18 protein-coding genes and 1 tRNA gene are annotated in these 12191 nt (G+C 67.1%); 12 read left to right on the top strand and 7 right to left on the bottom strand.

Translation table 11 applies throughout. The features are described 5' to 3' along the window. Position 1: 1 nt before the first annotated feature. Positions 2 to 787: an alpha/beta fold hydrolase gene (locus ACOKR1_RS16415; protein ID WP_422933998.1), complete on the bottom strand. Its 786-nt coding sequence runs from the start codon at positions 785 to 787 to the stop codon at positions 2 to 4. 75 nt (positions 788 to 862) lie between these two features. Here ACOKR1_RS16415 and ACOKR1_RS16410 point away from each other — a divergent pair, with 75 nt between their 5' ends. Beyond that, on the top strand, positions 863 to 1336 hold the full coding sequence (locus ACOKR1_RS16410) for a pyridoxamine 5'-phosphate oxidase family protein (protein ID WP_422933997.1): 474 nt from the start codon (positions 863 to 865) through the stop codon (positions 1334 to 1336). Positions 1337 to 1487: 151 nt separating this feature from the next. After that, complete coding sequence (locus ACOKR1_RS16405; protein WP_422933996.1) at positions 1488 to 2078, top strand: 2'-5' RNA ligase family protein; 591 nt, start codon at positions 1488 to 1490, stop codon at positions 2076 to 2078. Here ACOKR1_RS16405 and ACOKR1_RS16400 read toward each other — a convergent pair. Further along, positions 2065 to 2283: a hypothetical protein gene (locus ACOKR1_RS16400; RefSeq protein ID WP_422933995.1), complete on the bottom strand. Its 219-nt coding sequence runs from the start codon at positions 2281 to 2283 to the stop codon at positions 2065 to 2067. The two genes, ACOKR1_RS16405 and ACOKR1_RS16400, sit on opposite strands and share 14 nt — an antisense overlap. 328 nt (positions 2284 to 2611) lie before the next feature. Here ACOKR1_RS16400 and ACOKR1_RS16395 point away from each other — a divergent pair, with 328 nt between their 5' ends. Next, positions 2612 to 2986, top strand: coding sequence for a hypothetical protein (locus tag ACOKR1_RS16395; RefSeq protein ID WP_422933994.1), 375 nt, complete (start codon positions 2612 to 2614; stop codon positions 2984 to 2986). A gap of 52 nt (positions 2987 to 3038) precedes the next feature. Here the strand turns inward: ACOKR1_RS16395 and ACOKR1_RS16390 are convergent, their stop codons facing one another. Together ACOKR1_RS16390 and ACOKR1_RS16385 are read right to left on the bottom strand one after the other, a co-directional pair. Continuing rightward, complete coding sequence (locus ACOKR1_RS16390; protein ID WP_422933993.1) at positions 3039 to 3521, bottom strand: hypothetical protein; 483 nt, start codon at positions 3519 to 3521, stop codon at positions 3039 to 3041. A 3-nt stretch (positions 3522 to 3524) separates the two neighbouring features. Continuing rightward, positions 3525 to 3749, bottom strand: a complete 225-nt coding sequence (locus ACOKR1_RS16385) for a hypothetical protein (protein WP_422933992.1) — start codon at positions 3747 to 3749, stop codon at positions 3525 to 3527. A 222-nt stretch (positions 3750 to 3971) separates the two neighbouring features. Here ACOKR1_RS16385 and ACOKR1_RS16380 point away from each other — a divergent pair, with 222 nt between their 5' ends. Then, entirely contained in the window at positions 3972 to 4406 is a 435-nt protein-coding gene (locus tag ACOKR1_RS16380; protein WP_422933991.1) for a tyrosine-type recombinase/integrase, read from the top strand. A 22-nt stretch (positions 4407 to 4428) separates the two neighbouring features. On the opposite strand, the gene ACOKR1_RS16375 is transcribed toward ACOKR1_RS16380, so the two are convergent. Next, positions 4429 to 4914: a YajQ family cyclic di-GMP-binding protein gene (locus tag ACOKR1_RS16375; RefSeq protein ID WP_422933990.1), complete on the bottom strand. Its 486-nt coding sequence runs from the start codon at positions 4912 to 4914 to the stop codon at positions 4429 to 4431. Positions 4915 to 5101: 187 nt separating this feature from the next. Here ACOKR1_RS16375 and ACOKR1_RS16370 point away from each other — a divergent pair, with 187 nt between their 5' ends. From ACOKR1_RS16370 to ACOKR1_RS16360, 3 genes are all read left to right on the top strand, one after another. Next, entirely contained in the window at positions 5102 to 5386 is a 285-nt protein-coding gene (locus tag ACOKR1_RS16370; protein ID WP_422933989.1) for a hypothetical protein, read from the top strand. 104 nt (positions 5387 to 5490) lie between these two features. Beyond that, positions 5491 to 5572, top strand: a tRNA-Tyr gene (locus ACOKR1_RS16365). A 202-nt stretch (positions 5573 to 5774) separates the two neighbouring features. Beyond that, positions 5775 to 6077, top strand: coding sequence for a hypothetical protein (locus ACOKR1_RS16360; protein ID WP_422933988.1), 303 nt, complete (start codon positions 5775 to 5777; stop codon positions 6075 to 6077). A gap of 64 nt (positions 6078 to 6141) precedes the next feature. Here ACOKR1_RS16360 and ACOKR1_RS16355 read toward each other — a convergent pair whose 3' ends face one another. Both ACOKR1_RS16355 and ACOKR1_RS16350 read right to left on the bottom strand, forming a co-directional pair. After that, a complete protein-coding gene (locus tag ACOKR1_RS16355; RefSeq protein WP_422933987.1) occupies positions 6142 to 6528 on the bottom strand; it encodes a hypothetical protein in 387 nt (128 codons plus the stop codon). Between the two features lie 34 nt (positions 6529 to 6562). Continuing rightward, positions 6563 to 7201: a histidine phosphatase family protein gene (locus ACOKR1_RS16350; protein ID WP_422933986.1), complete on the bottom strand. Its 639-nt coding sequence runs from the start codon at positions 7199 to 7201 to the stop codon at positions 6563 to 6565. Between the two features lie 83 nt (positions 7202 to 7284). Here ACOKR1_RS16350 and ACOKR1_RS16345 point away from each other — a divergent pair, with 83 nt between their 5' ends. From ACOKR1_RS16345 to ACOKR1_RS16325, 5 genes are all read left to right on the top strand, one after another. Further along, on the top strand, positions 7285 to 7746 hold the full coding sequence (locus ACOKR1_RS16345) for a MarR family winged helix-turn-helix transcriptional regulator (RefSeq protein WP_422933985.1): 462 nt from the start codon (positions 7285 to 7287) through the stop codon (positions 7744 to 7746). Next, the gene (locus ACOKR1_RS16340; RefSeq protein ID WP_422933984.1) at positions 7743 to 8957 is read left to right on the top strand and encodes an MFS transporter; all 1215 of its coding nucleotides are present in this window, start codon (positions 7743 to 7745) and stop codon (positions 8955 to 8957) included. Before ACOKR1_RS16345 ends, ACOKR1_RS16340 begins: the two co-directional genes overlap by 4 nt. 80 nt (positions 8958 to 9037) lie before the next feature. Beyond that, positions 9038 to 9415, top strand: a complete 378-nt coding sequence (gene trxA, locus ACOKR1_RS16335) for a thioredoxin (RefSeq protein WP_415856884.1) — start codon at positions 9038 to 9040, stop codon at positions 9413 to 9415. Between the two features lie 184 nt (positions 9416 to 9599). Continuing rightward, a complete protein-coding gene (locus ACOKR1_RS16330) occupies positions 9600 to 11291 on the top strand; it encodes an AMP-binding protein (protein WP_422933983.1) in 1692 nt (563 codons plus the stop codon). A 169-nt stretch (positions 11292 to 11460) separates the two neighbouring features. Next, positions 11461 to 12177, top strand: coding sequence for a TIGR04255 family protein (locus ACOKR1_RS16325; RefSeq protein ID WP_422933982.1), 717 nt, complete (start codon positions 11461 to 11463; stop codon positions 12175 to 12177). Positions 12178 to 12191 lie beyond the last annotated feature (14 nt).

The following is a 12191-nucleotide window of genomic DNA, read 5'->3' as shown; positions in this document are numbered from 1 at the left end:
CTCAGCCGGTCGCGGACTCAGCGGTGAAGGAGACGATCGCGGCGGTGAGCACGTCCGGGTCGGCGTCGTGGGTCTGCCCCTCGAGGACCGCGAAGCCCGCACAGGCAATGGCCTCCGCGGCTGCGCGCGCCCCTGCCTGGAGCGAATCCGGGCTCGCCCCGCCCGCGAGGACGACCGTCGGGACCGCGACGTCCCGGAAGGCGTCCGTGGGCACGGGACCGCCGTTGAGGGCCGCGTCGTCGTACGCGAGGGTCGGGGCCATGCGCGCCGCCCCGGCCCAGAAGGGGGCCTGCCGAGCCCCGACGATCGCCTCGTCCGGCATCCCGACCCGCCGTAGGAACGCCTCGAACGCGCCGTCGGAATCGCCTGCGGCAAGCCGCTCCGTGAGCGCGGCCGTGTAGGCACGCGCGGCGGCGAGGCCGTCGTCGTCGACCGTGAACGGCGGTTCCCACATGACGAGGCCCGCGACGGGGAGCACAGCCGCCGCGCGCGCCGCGAGCGCCGCGCCCGAGGAGAGGCCGACGAGCAGGGCCGCCCCGCCCGTGGCGCCGAGCACGGCGCCGATGTCCTCAACCTCGCGGACGACGGCGAACGGCTGGGTGTCGCCGCTGTCGCCGCGCCCGCGGCGGTCGTAGTTGAAGACGGTGAAATGTTCCGCGAGGCTCGCGGCGAGACGGGCATCGGCCTGGCGATCGCAGGCTGCCCCTGCCACGAGGATGAGCGGTGCGCCGGAGCCGAGCCGGTCGAACGCGATGGTGGTTCCGTCGGGTGAGGTGACCTGTTCCATGAGCTTCACGGTAGGCGTTCCGAAGGGGCTGAGTCACGGGTGTGCGGCGTTCGCGTACGGTCCTACACTGGGGCCATGTCTAGCCAGCCCATGAGATATCCGCCCGTCACCGAGCTGTCCACGGAGCAGTGCTGGGCGTCGCTGCGCGGCGCTGTGGTGGGCCGACTCGCCGTCGCCGGCCCCGAACATCCGGAGCTGTTCCCCGTCAACTACGTGGTGGACCACGGCACGGTGGTGTTCCGCACGGACCCCGGCGCCAAGCTTGCTGCGTCCCTTGACGAGGCGCGTGTCGCGTTCGAGGTCGATGGGTTCGAGCCGTCCACGAATGAGGCCTGGTCCGTGGTGATCAAGGGCCAGCTCGAACCCGTGCTGCAAACCGCGGAGATCGTCGACGCGGTGGCACTCCCCCTCTTCCCGTGGCAGAGCGGCGAAAAGGCGTTCTTCGTGCGAGTGGTCCCGGTCGCGCTCTCCGGCAGGCGGTTCGTGGTCGCGGATCCCGCGCGGTGGGTCTCGCCGCTCACCGGGCTCCGCCGCGCGCGGGAGGAGTGACGGCTCGACGCGACGGCGCTGAGGTGAGGGCGCTGAGGTGAGAGGGCTGAGGCAACGGCCCGCTAGGCCGCGTCACCGGGGGTTCACCTAGCCGGGCTACGGTCGTCGCGTGAAGCGATTCTTTGGTGAGCGGAATACCCGATGGGCATCTATGCGCAATCGGCTCCATGTCTACGTCCTGCCCGACGACGAACTCCGGTCGACCCTCGTGGCGCGCCAGAGCGTCCTTGAAGGGGTCGAATACTGCTCGGTCCAGCCCGAGCCCTATCTGCACGCTACTGTTCAGCAGTTCGCGACCGCTGCGGAGGAGGTCAGCCCCGAGGAGGTCGAGGCGTTCACGGAACGGCTCGCACTGCTCGCGGAGGACACCGAGCCCTTCTCGATCGAGCTCGGCGCCCCGGTGGCCGACCAGTTCGGGCTCGGGGTGCGCGGCGCGCTCAGCCCCGAGTGGACGAGGCTCGTGGACCGTGTTCGCGAAGCGGCGGCCGCGACCGTCAACAAGGGCCGCCCCATGCCGGCCGCGCCGTTCGGCCCTCACGTCACGCTCGGCTACGGCATCGCCGACGGAAGCAGCGATCAGCTGCAGCGCGAGTCCGATCTCCTGGCCACGGAGCCGATTCCCGCGCTCAAGGTCGCGTCGCTCCATTTCCTCGGCGTCCACCAGGACACCGACGCGGGGACCTTCACCTGGGACGCGACCGTTCCCTTCGAACTGGGGGCGTCGCGCGTCAGTCGGCGATGAAGAAAGTCTGGCTCTGTCCGACAACCAGGGTCCCAGTGACGGGGCCCGAGGGGTTGCCCAGTTCGGAAGCAGTCATTGACACCTGAAGGCGGGCGGCGTTGCCGCTATTCAGCGCGTCGGCGATCCGATCGACCACCGGCAGCTGTCCTTCGATGCTCTCGTCGTCTACCGAGAACTCAAGTCCTTGGAACCACACTGTCGCCACGTTCCGCCCCTTTCTCCACGCGAACGCTAACAGCACCGATCGGTCCGCGCCAGACCGCTTAGATGACTGCTGATTCCCGGCCTCCAGCAATCACTCGGGAGAACGGCCCAGATCAGCGGACGTTGACGAACCCCTCACCCCGTGTTGGGGCAGCTGCGGGAATCGTTGAGATCCTCAGGATTCCGCAGTTTCCAGCGTTGGGCTCCGATGATACGAAACGCCCTCGAGGGGCCCTGCTGTTGACTGATCTGTTCGCCCCGTGGTCTTCCGGCCTCGAGTGGAAGGGTACAGAATCCTCTCGGAACAACGACGAGATTGGGGACAAGAAATGAACGAGGCGCACGACCATGGGGCCGTACCCATCGGCTGGGGCCAAGCGAACATCGACTTCGATGCATTGGAGCCCGGAACGCCTATGTATGCGTGGACGGGCGGCCCGGGCATACCCGAGATCAAGACCGTGCAGATAGACGGTGGTGGCTACGAGGTAGTGGTCGTCCTCGATGGCTACTACCACGGTCGCGAACTCGCGGAGGGGGCGGCGGACCATTGGGCCAAAGTCCTATCGGAGAATGGTCTGCCTGTGTGGCGGCACTCAGATGCCCCACGCGGGAAACCGAAGGACGTCGCCACTGAGCAGGAAATCGCCGACTCGCGCGGGTCGATGGGCGACGGAGAGTTCCGCGAAATGCACGGGGACTGAAACCAGACTGGCCCCCACCCGTTGGTGGGGGCCAGTCTGGTTTGCCATCGGTTCAGGCGTGGCCACCGTCGATATCGCCGTCGCCGATCCATTGGACTCGCGGATCGCCCTCGAGCGCCTCGACAAGCGTCCCAACTAGAGCCTTGGTTTGCGCCCGACCGCCGTCGGATGGGTACTTGCCGAGAGGAATATCGACGGTCAGCTGCTCGAAGTTGGCCCGCGTCTTTCCGTTCCCGTGCAGCTCCAGCGAACTGAGTGACCTGAGCGAGACGGCGGTGGCCGGCCGGTCGTAGTCGAGCGGAACGTACAGGAACAGGCCATCGGTTGCAGCCGCAATGTTGTGACCGGCGATCTTGTCGTCTCCGTCGAAGTCGTGCCCGAGGTACACGAGCTCCTCAAGATCTGGCACGACGGCGAGAATCTTCGTATAGACGGAGTAAAGGTGCGTTTCGCCGAGGTCCTCGTCGATAGGAGCGTAATCCTTCAGTCGGGCAATGAAGTCCGTAATTCCAGGGCTGAATGATGATTCAGGCATGGCTCAGTTCTCCTCAACCGTAAGCGGGGTTATGGTGCCCGCATTGGGACCCGTCCAGCCGATAACGACCGGCGTGTAGCCCCGCTCGCCCATCGCATCCCGGCAGCCCTTGCAGTTTTGCACGTCCAGGCCAATGACGAAGTTGCCCGAAGCCATTCCGGGCTTCTCCCAGTACCCCATCACTTGGCCGATGCTCCCGCAGTCGGGACACACGATCTGATCTTCCATGGTTCCCCATTCCCCATAGCGCCGGTCGCCCCAATGCAGCCGGTCACTGGATCGGTTATACGTGCCCATCGGCTGTCTCGTCTACGGGACAGGCAACAAGTCGGGGGCCCCTAAACACCGAACCGCCCCGACTCCGGTTTGGAGTCGGGGCGTTAGGTTTGTCGCGCTGGTGCGCCATCGGCTCTTCGGCAGGTCCAGGGCGACAATCGGGCGAGCGTCGAGGTGGTCGCACCGAAGCACTGGTCCGAGCACGTCGTGTACGTCGCTGATGAGCTCTTGCAACTCCTCGCGCGGCACGCCGAGGCGGTTGGCACGTTCGGCGACGAGGGGTGGCTGTTCACACTCGGCGGGCACCTGCTCAACCGCAACGTCGCGGGCAACCAGTGGCGCAACGCGCGTGAGGCCTCCGGGCTCGGGGAGTTCACGCTGCACGACCTTCGGCACTTCTACGCCTCGGGGTTGATCGCCGCGGGATGCGACGTCGTGACGGTCCAGCGCGCCCTCGGGCACTCGACGCCGAGCATCACACTGAACGTCTACAGCCACCTGTGGCCGTCTGCGGAGGACAAGACGAGAACCGCTGCCGCGGGGCTCATGGGGGCGGTTCTCGGGGCTCCTGTTGACTCTGTGTTGACTACCGGTCGCGAAGCCCAGTGATCACGGGACAGAAAGGCTCGAATCAGCGGAAGTTGACGAACTGCAGGTCGGCCTCGTCGAAGCCCTTGAGCAGGGCGATGGTGGCCTGGAGGTCGTCGCGGGACTTCGACGAGACGCGGAGCTCATCGCCCTGGATCTGGGCCTTGACGCTCTTGGGGCCCTCATCGCGGATGAGCTTCGTGATCTTCTTGGCGTGCTCCTGCGAGAGGCCTTCCTTGATGGAGGCCTCGAGGCGGTACTCCTTGCCGGACGCAAAAGGATCGCCGGCGTCGAGCGATTTGAGCGAGATGCCGCGCTTGATGAGCTTGGACTCGAACACGTCGAGGACCGCCTTGACCCGCTCCTCGGAGTTGGCCTTCAGGAGGATCTTCTCGCCGCTGAAGTCGATCTCCGCGCCGACGCCCTTGAAGTCGTAGCGCTGGGCGATCTCCTTCTGCGCCTGGTTGAGCGCGTTGGCGACCTCCTGCTTGTCCACCTTGCTCACGACGTCGAAAGTCGAATCAGCCATTGTTGCCTCCTGGTCGGTCCGTCGCGGCATGAGCGAAAAATGGCCGCGCGGGGATGTCTGCGGCCAAGCCTAGTGCGTCTCACAGGATCGACGCTGGCGATCACAGTTCACTCTTAGCCGAAGCCCAGCGGGAGCGCATGTAGGCGAGCGAGCGTTGTACTCGACGGAAACGCTCAAAGGAGGAGCAGTGGCGAGGCATCACGGTTCGAAGTCCACGGTCAAGCGTTCTGCGGCACGCGCCGTCGTCGGTGGCGTTGCCGCTGCGGCTGGTGGGGTCGTGGCGGCGACCCTCGCCGCGGGCATCGTGATGTCTCCCGCGCAGGCCCCGTCCGCCCGCCTCGGCGGGATCCACGACGACCTCCAGCGCGCGGTTCAGCTTCGCCAGATCACGCCCGAACAGGCTGCCCTCTTCGAGGCCAAGCTCTCGCGCGAGATCTCCGGAAACGGCGAGAGCAGCTCGACGGACGCGTAGGTCCCGGCTACCGTGGCCGATTCGACTGGTGCACGGATCTTCTGTAATCTTGTCTTGCTCGCCCAGAGGAACACGGCTTCGGCCGCGGCCACTGGCGTGTTCTCGGCAGATTACCCGAGCGGCCAAAGGGGGCTGACTGTAAATCAGCTGGCATTGCCTACGGGGGTTCGAATCCCTCATCTGCCACCCTTGACGAAACCCCGGTCAACCGACCGGGGTTTCGTCGTGTCTGGGGTCGATTCGGGGTGGCGCCAGATCGCCCCCTTTGTGCGAGAGCGTCACGACCGCCCCGCTTGGAGAGAACCCCGTGGCACCGCCGAGTGACTTCCGCCGGACCGGAAACGATTCCTCAGATGAGTGCACGTTGTCACGCGAAAGGAGCCCGGCCGTGGCTGAACCCTTGTTCCTTGAGGTGGGCGACGACCCGGCGAGCCTCGGCCTGCCCGTCGACGAGATCGGAAACTTCGTCATCGCTATGACAGTGCCCGACCTGGCGGTGCCCCGGCTGTCCGTCGTGGTGGACCGTGCGACGGCGGGAATGGTCGCGTACACGGCGCTGCAGGGATACGCGACGGCCCCGCTCAACCTGAGCGCGGTCCGCTGGCTCCGTTCGGGCTGGCCCGGAGACTGGCCCAAACTCGACGAGCCCGCGGAGTGGCTCCGACCCCCGAGCGAGACCCAGACTTCCTGACGGCTACCGCCTGACCGCTATGGCCTGACGGCTACCGCGTGAGATCCGCGCTGCGGCCACTGGCTCAGTGGTTCGGGACCGGGTCGACCCAGATGCGAGGGCTTTGAACCGAAGGGGTCTGCGGCGTCGGGCTGGACCCAGTCGGCCCGGGGCCCGGCAGCACGGTCGCGGGAGCGGGCGCCGGGGGCGGCGGCGGAGGGGCGGGCGCGGCTTGCGTCGGGGACTCGGAAGCGGACGACGACGGCGAAGGGGCCACGGGCGCGGACGAGCTGGGAACCGGAGTGGCGGACGTGGACGGCGTCGCCGACGAGGACGCCGACGTCGAGACCGACGGCGAGGGCGACGGCGTGCCGGCGCCCTGCGACGAGAACCCGATCACGGCCGCGACGATTCCGCCCGCCGCGAGGACGCCGACGCCGCTGAGGACGATCGTGCGAGTGCGTGAGACCACAGGTCAATTCTGTCGCATGCGGCGACGAGGTGCGTCACACAATCGCTGAGCCCTCCCAGGTCTCGACCGTCCAGCCCTCGGCGGACGAGCCCGTGAGCGCCACGATTCCGGTGTTCGCGAGGTTCTGGGCAGCCGCAAAATCCGCCCCCAGATTCACGGCGTGGCGCCCGCACCAGGCCCGGATCATCGCCCCGTGGCTCACGATTGCGACCACCGGTCGGGGCGTCTGGGCACGCAACGCCGCGAGCTCCGCGGCCACCGCCTCTGCCTCCTCGATGACGGCGTTGAACCGCGCGTAGACGTCAGCGCACGCCTCGCCGCCGTCGAGCCGCGCGTCATGATGACCGCGCATCCAGGCCTCGAGCACCCCGTGGTACGCGACGATCGACTCGGCATCCGAGCGCATCTCGAGCCATCCGGCCGCGATCTCGCGCAGGCCCTCGCGGACGGCCACCTCGAGCCCCAGCGCTTCGGCGAGGGGAGCGGCCGTGAGCTGGGCACGGTGGAGGTTCGAGGCGAAGAGCGCGCCGATCTGTTCGCTCGCGAGCGCCGCGACGAGGGCGGCGGCCTGCTGGAGCCCGAGTTCGGTCAGTCCCGGTCCGGGAGCCCCTGTGTCGAGGGCCCGGATCACGTTGGACGGCGTCTGGCCGTGGCGGATGAGAAGGAGCCTCACCCCCTCATGGTAAAGGCCGCGACGGTGTGAGTTCGCTCTCAGAGCATTGTCGTTAGGGCACCTAACATTTAGGATTCCTAAGTATGAACCATCAGGAGCTCGCGTACCTTGCCGATCGCTACCGGACCACCCTGCGCCTCGCCGTCTACGTGTCCCGCCGCCTCGACGGCGTGACCGGCCTCTCGACCACTGCGCTCAGCATCCTCAACATGGTCGCTCGCGAGGGCCTCCGCGTGGGAGTCATCGCCGAGAACCTCGGCGTGCGGGTCCCCTCCGCGACGGAGCAGGTCGGCCGGCTCGAGCGCGCCGGCCTCGTCGCACGGGGTGGGGACCCCGCGGACGCACGCGCCGTCGTCGTCCGCCGTACGCCCGCGGGGGACGCCGCCGCCGCGGACGCCAACCGCCGCCGCAACGCCCGCATGGTCGACGCCTTCGGCGCCCTCGCCCCCGAGGAGCTCGAGGCCCTCCGCGCCGCCCTGCCGGCCATGGACAAGATCAACGAGCGGCTTCACGCCGCCACGAACCACAAGGAGCACATCGCATGACTGCCGAGACTGCAGTCCACTCGACCCTCGAGGCCGAGAAGGCCTCGTTCTTCCGCCAGCCCAAGGCCGTCTGGGCCACGGCCGCGGCGGCCGTCTTCGCGTTCATGGGCATCGGGCTTGTGGACCCGATCCTGCCGTCCATCGCGGCGAACCTCAAGGCGAGCCCGAGCGAGGTCTCGCTCCTGTTCACGAGCTACTTCCTCGTGACCGCCGTCGCAATGCTCGTCACGGGCTTCGTGTCCTCGAGGATCGGCGGAAAGAAGACGCTTCTGATCGGCCTCGCCCTCATCGTCGTGTTCGCCTCGCTCTCCGGCACGAGCGGCTCGGTGTGGCAGCTCGTGGGTTTCCGCGCTGGCTGGGGCCTCGGCAACGCGCTCTTCGTCGCGACCGCGCTCGCCGTGATCGTGGGCGTCGCGTCGGGCGGCACGTCCACCGCGATCATCCTGTACGAGGCCGCGCTGGGCCTCGGCATCTCCCTCGGGCCGCTCGTGGGCGCCCTCCTGGGCGGCTGGCAGTGGCGCGCGCCGTTCTTCGGCACGGCGACCCTCATGGCGATCGCGTTCATCGCGCTCGCGACGCTCCTCCCCAAGGCCCCCGTGCCGGCTCAGAAGACGCGGCTCAGCGCGCCGCTCCGCGCGCTCGGCCACGCGGGCCTGCGGACGACGGCGGGCAGCGCCTTCTTCTACAACTTCGGCTTCTTCACGGTGCTCGCGTTCACCCCATTCATCCTCGGCATGAACGCGTACGGCATCGGCGCGGTCTTCTTCGGCTGGGGCGTGGCCCTCGCGCTCACCTCGGTGCTGGTCGCGCCGCCGCTCCAGGCCCGCTTCGGGGACGTCGCGGTGCTCACGGGGACGCTCACGCTCCTCGCGCTCGACCTCGCGGGCCTGGGCCTCGCGGCTGCGGCCCATTCGGTGCCCACCGTCGTGGTCCTCGTGATCCTCGCGGGAGCGTTCCTCGGCGTGAACAACACCGTCTACACGGAGCTCGCGATGGGCGTCTCTGACGCGCCGCGCCCCGTCGCGAGCGCGGGCTACAACTTTGTGCGCTGGATGGGCGGCGCCCTCGCGCCCTACGTCGCGACAAAACTCGGCGAGGATTTCGGTGCCCCCGTGCCGTTCTACGCCGCCGCGGTGGCGCTCGTCGTCTCGATCGTCATCGCGCTCTCGGGCCGGGCTTACCTCTCCGAGCACGAGCCCGCCGCGGTTTGAGATCGGCCCGGCGGGGAATGTTCCGAGCCGGGAGGCCGTTGAACCACTGAACGGCTACGAGAAACGAGGAGGGCTCACTTATGGCCACCAAGAACATCACCGGCGAGTCGTTCGCCGAGACCATCGAGAACAACGACATCGTGCTCGTCGACTTCTGGGCGTCGTGGTGCGGACCGTGTACGCAGTTCGCGCCGACCTACGAGGCGGCGTCGGAGAAGCACGAGGACGTCGTGTTCGCCAAGGTAGACACCGAGGCTGAGCAGGTGCTCGCCGCGCAGGCCAACATCACGTCCATCCCGACGCTCATGGCGTTCCGCGAGAAGGTCCTGGTCTTCTCACAGCCCGGCGCGCTGCCGCCGGAGGCGCTCGAGCAGGTGATCACCGCGGTCAAGGGCCTCGACATGGAGGACGTGCACCGCAAGGTCGCCGAGGCGCAGGAGAAGCACGTCCAGAACTGACCCCGTCAGCATCCGACGGCGCCGTTCCCCGACTGGGGAGCGGCGCCGTCGTCGTTTGTCCTGCCCGCGCCGCCCGGCCGTTATTCCGGGCGGCGCGCCGACTTGCTAGCCTGCTCCTGAACACGCGGACCGCACCACTGAGTGGTCAATGGGGATTACGGGGTCGACGAGGATCAGGAGAGCCATGCTGTCGTTCACGGCTGGAGAGACCGACATTCCGCTGCTCGAGGAGACGATCGGGCACAACTTCGCGCGGATCGTCGAGCGGTTCGGCGCGCGCGAGGCGCTCGTCGAGGCGGCGGCCGACGGCGATGCTGCCGCCGCCCGGCGCTGGACCTTCCGCGAGCTGGACGACGACGTCGACCGGCTCGCGCGCGGGCTCCTCGCCGCGGGTGTCGAGGCCGGCGAGAGGATCGGGATCTGGAGCCCAAACTGTGCCGAGTGGACCATCCTGCAGTACGCGACAGCCAAGATCGGTGCCGTCCTGGTCAACGTGAACCCCGCCTACCGCACGCACGAGCTCGTCTTCGTGGTGAAGCAGAACGGGATGCGAACGCTCGTGGTCGCGCCGTCGGACAAGAACAGCGACTACGTCGGCATGGCACGCGAGGCGCTCGCCGAGTGCCCCGCGCTCCGCGGACTCGTGTTCCTCCCCGAGCCCGCTCGGGCGGCGGACGGGGCGTTCGTGGCCGGCATCCCGGCCTCGCCCGAGGAGACCACGTGGGAAGCCGTCGCGACGCGCGCCGGGGAGGTCCCGCCGCAGTCCGTCGCGGAGCGCGCGGCGACGCTGGCCCCGGACGATCCCATCAACATCCAGTACACGTCCGGCACCACGGGCTTCCCGAAGGGCGCGACGCTCACGCACCGGAACATCCTCAACAACGGGTTCTCGATCGGCGAGCTCCTCGAGTACAGCGAGGAGGACCGCGTGGTGATACCCGTGCCGTTCTATCACTGCTTCGGCATGGTGATCGGAAATCTCAACGCGTTCTCGCACGGCTGTGCCACGATTCTCCCGGGCCGCGGCTTCAACCCCGCCGCGACCCTCAAGTCCGTCCAGGACTTCGGCGGGACCTCGCTCTACGGCGTCCCGACGATGTTCATCGCCGAACTCGCCCTCCCGGACTTCGCGGGCTACCGGCTCGACACGCTGCGCACGGGCGTCATGGCCGGCTCGCTGTGCCCCATCGAGGTCATGAAGCGCGTCATCTCTGACATGCACATGGAGGACGTGGCGATCTGCTACGGCATGACCGAGACGTCGCCGGTCTCGACGATGACCCGGCAGGGCGACTCGCTCGGGCAGCGGACCGAGACTGTGGGGCGAACCATGCCGCACCTCGAGAGCAAGGTCGTGGATGCCGCGGGCGAGACGCTCGAGCGCGGGCAGATCGGGGAGCTGTGCACGCGCGGCTACGCCGTCATGGCCGGGTACTGGGACCAGCCCGAGAAGACCGCCGAGGCGGTGGACGCCGACGGCTGGATGCACACGGGGGATCTGGCCCGCATGGACGAGGCCGGCTACGTGGTGATCGAGGGCCGGATCAAGGACATGGTGATCCGCGGCGGCGAGAACATCTATCCGCGCGAGATCGAGGAGTTCCTGTATCAGCATCCGAGCGTCCAGGACGTCCAGGTGATCGGCGTCCCCGACGAGAAGTACGGCGAGGAGCTCATGGCCTGCATCATCCTCAAGCCCGGCGTGGAGCCGCTCGACGCTCACGCGATCGCGGAGTTCTGCCGCGGGCGCCTCGCGCACTACAAGGTTCCGAGGTACGTGGACCTCCGCGAGAGCTTCCCCATGACCGTGTCCGGCAAGGTGCGGAAGGTCGAGATGCGCGAGGAGGCCATCGAGCGGCTCGGCCTTCGGGCTTAGCGGCCGGGCTAAAGAAGTCAGTCAGTCTTCCACCTAGACATGCGCCCTGCGCAGCCGATCCGCATGGAAGTGAGGTACAGTGACGTCACCGGCGGCTGCGGATAGGTTCAGGAATTTGGCGAATATAACCGAGGAACGCGACATTCCATCGTTTAGCTTACCGCCGATCGTGGAGACCGCGATCGGTTTTGAATTTGCGCCAATAGCTCGGTTCGGTATGCGTGAACTTGTTGATTTCTACAACCTGGTCAAGGGCGAGTACCCCGAGGTTGAGGAGCAGATCTTGTTTCTTGCCCAAGAAGATCAGCCACTCGCCGCTTCGCCCGTCCCTCGTTTTTGGATTACGCGGAACGACAAGGCCGACTTGGTGCAGATTCAGCGTGACAGAATATATCTCAATTGGAGACGGCTCGACGGGGGTACTCCGTATAAGAGATATCCAGCTCAGCGCGCCGAGCTGTACCGAATTGCTGGATTGCTTCAAAATTTGATCGATGAACACGATCTTCAACAGCCCGTTCCTCTGTGGGCGGAGGCAACCTATGTGAATCGTATTGAGTTTCATGGAGGAAGGAAGCCGCATGACTTCTTTCTCCTTGTGACGGGGGCTCCGCAACTCCCCGGTGTGCCGACTGAAACTAGATTCCAAGAAGTTCGAGCAGTGGCGGATGGTGCTTATGAGGGTCGGTCGACTCTTACTGTTGAACCGTTTCGTGACGTAAACTCGAGCGGCGCGATTATGACAATTGTAACGAAGGTGGCGCCCACGGAAGATTCAATTGTCTCATCTTTTCAAGCCCTCGACTTGGCCCGGCGCATCAGCGTCGAGTCTTTTGCGGCCGCGACCACAGACGAAATGCAGACAGAATGGGGGAGGGAGCGATGAGCTCGTCGGTCCTT

It is taken from the genome of Sinomonas sp. P47F7 (genome assembly GCF_049332655.1).
Lineage (GTDB): Bacteria > Actinomycetota > Actinomycetes > Actinomycetales > Micrococcaceae > Sinomonas.
This window is presented reverse-complemented; position numbering and strand designations above follow the sequence as displayed.

What these genes read in the sequence shown, in the direction of transcription:
- ACOKR1_RS16415 (WP_422933998.1), bottom strand. Translation starts at nt 787, where the DNA reads ATGGAACAGGTCACCTCACCCGACGGAACCACCATCGCGTTCGACCGG.
- ACOKR1_RS16410 (WP_422933997.1), top strand. Translation starts at nt 863, where the DNA reads ATGTCTAGCCAGCCCATGAGATATCCGCCCGTCACCGAGCTGTCCACG.
- ACOKR1_RS16405 (WP_422933996.1), top strand. Translation starts at nt 1,488, where the DNA reads ATGCGCAATCGGCTCCATGTCTACGTCCTGCCCGACGACGAACTCCGG.
- ACOKR1_RS16395 (WP_422933994.1), top strand. Translation starts at nt 2,612, where the DNA reads ATGAACGAGGCGCACGACCATGGGGCCGTACCCATCGGCTGGGGCCAA.
- ACOKR1_RS16390 (WP_422933993.1), bottom strand. Translation starts at nt 3,521, where the DNA reads ATGCCTGAATCATCATTCAGCCCTGGAATTACGGACTTCATTGCCCGA.
- ACOKR1_RS16385 (WP_422933992.1), bottom strand. Translation starts at nt 3,749, where the DNA reads ATGGAAGATCAGATCGTGTGTCCCGACTGCGGGAGCATCGGCCAAGTG.
- ACOKR1_RS16375 (WP_422933990.1), bottom strand. Translation starts at nt 4,914, where the DNA reads ATGGCTGATTCGACTTTCGACGTCGTGAGCAAGGTGGACAAGCAGGAG.
- ACOKR1_RS16345 (WP_422933985.1), top strand. Translation starts at nt 7,285, where the DNA reads ATGAACCATCAGGAGCTCGCGTACCTTGCCGATCGCTACCGGACCACC.
- ACOKR1_RS16340 (WP_422933984.1), top strand. Translation starts at nt 7,743, where the DNA reads ATGACTGCCGAGACTGCAGTCCACTCGACCCTCGAGGCCGAGAAGGCC.
- trxA (WP_415856884.1), top strand. Translation starts at nt 9,038, where the DNA reads ATGGCCACCAAGAACATCACCGGCGAGTCGTTCGCCGAGACCATCGAG.
- ACOKR1_RS16330 (WP_422933983.1), top strand. Translation starts at nt 9,600, where the DNA reads ATGCTGTCGTTCACGGCTGGAGAGACCGACATTCCGCTGCTCGAGGAG.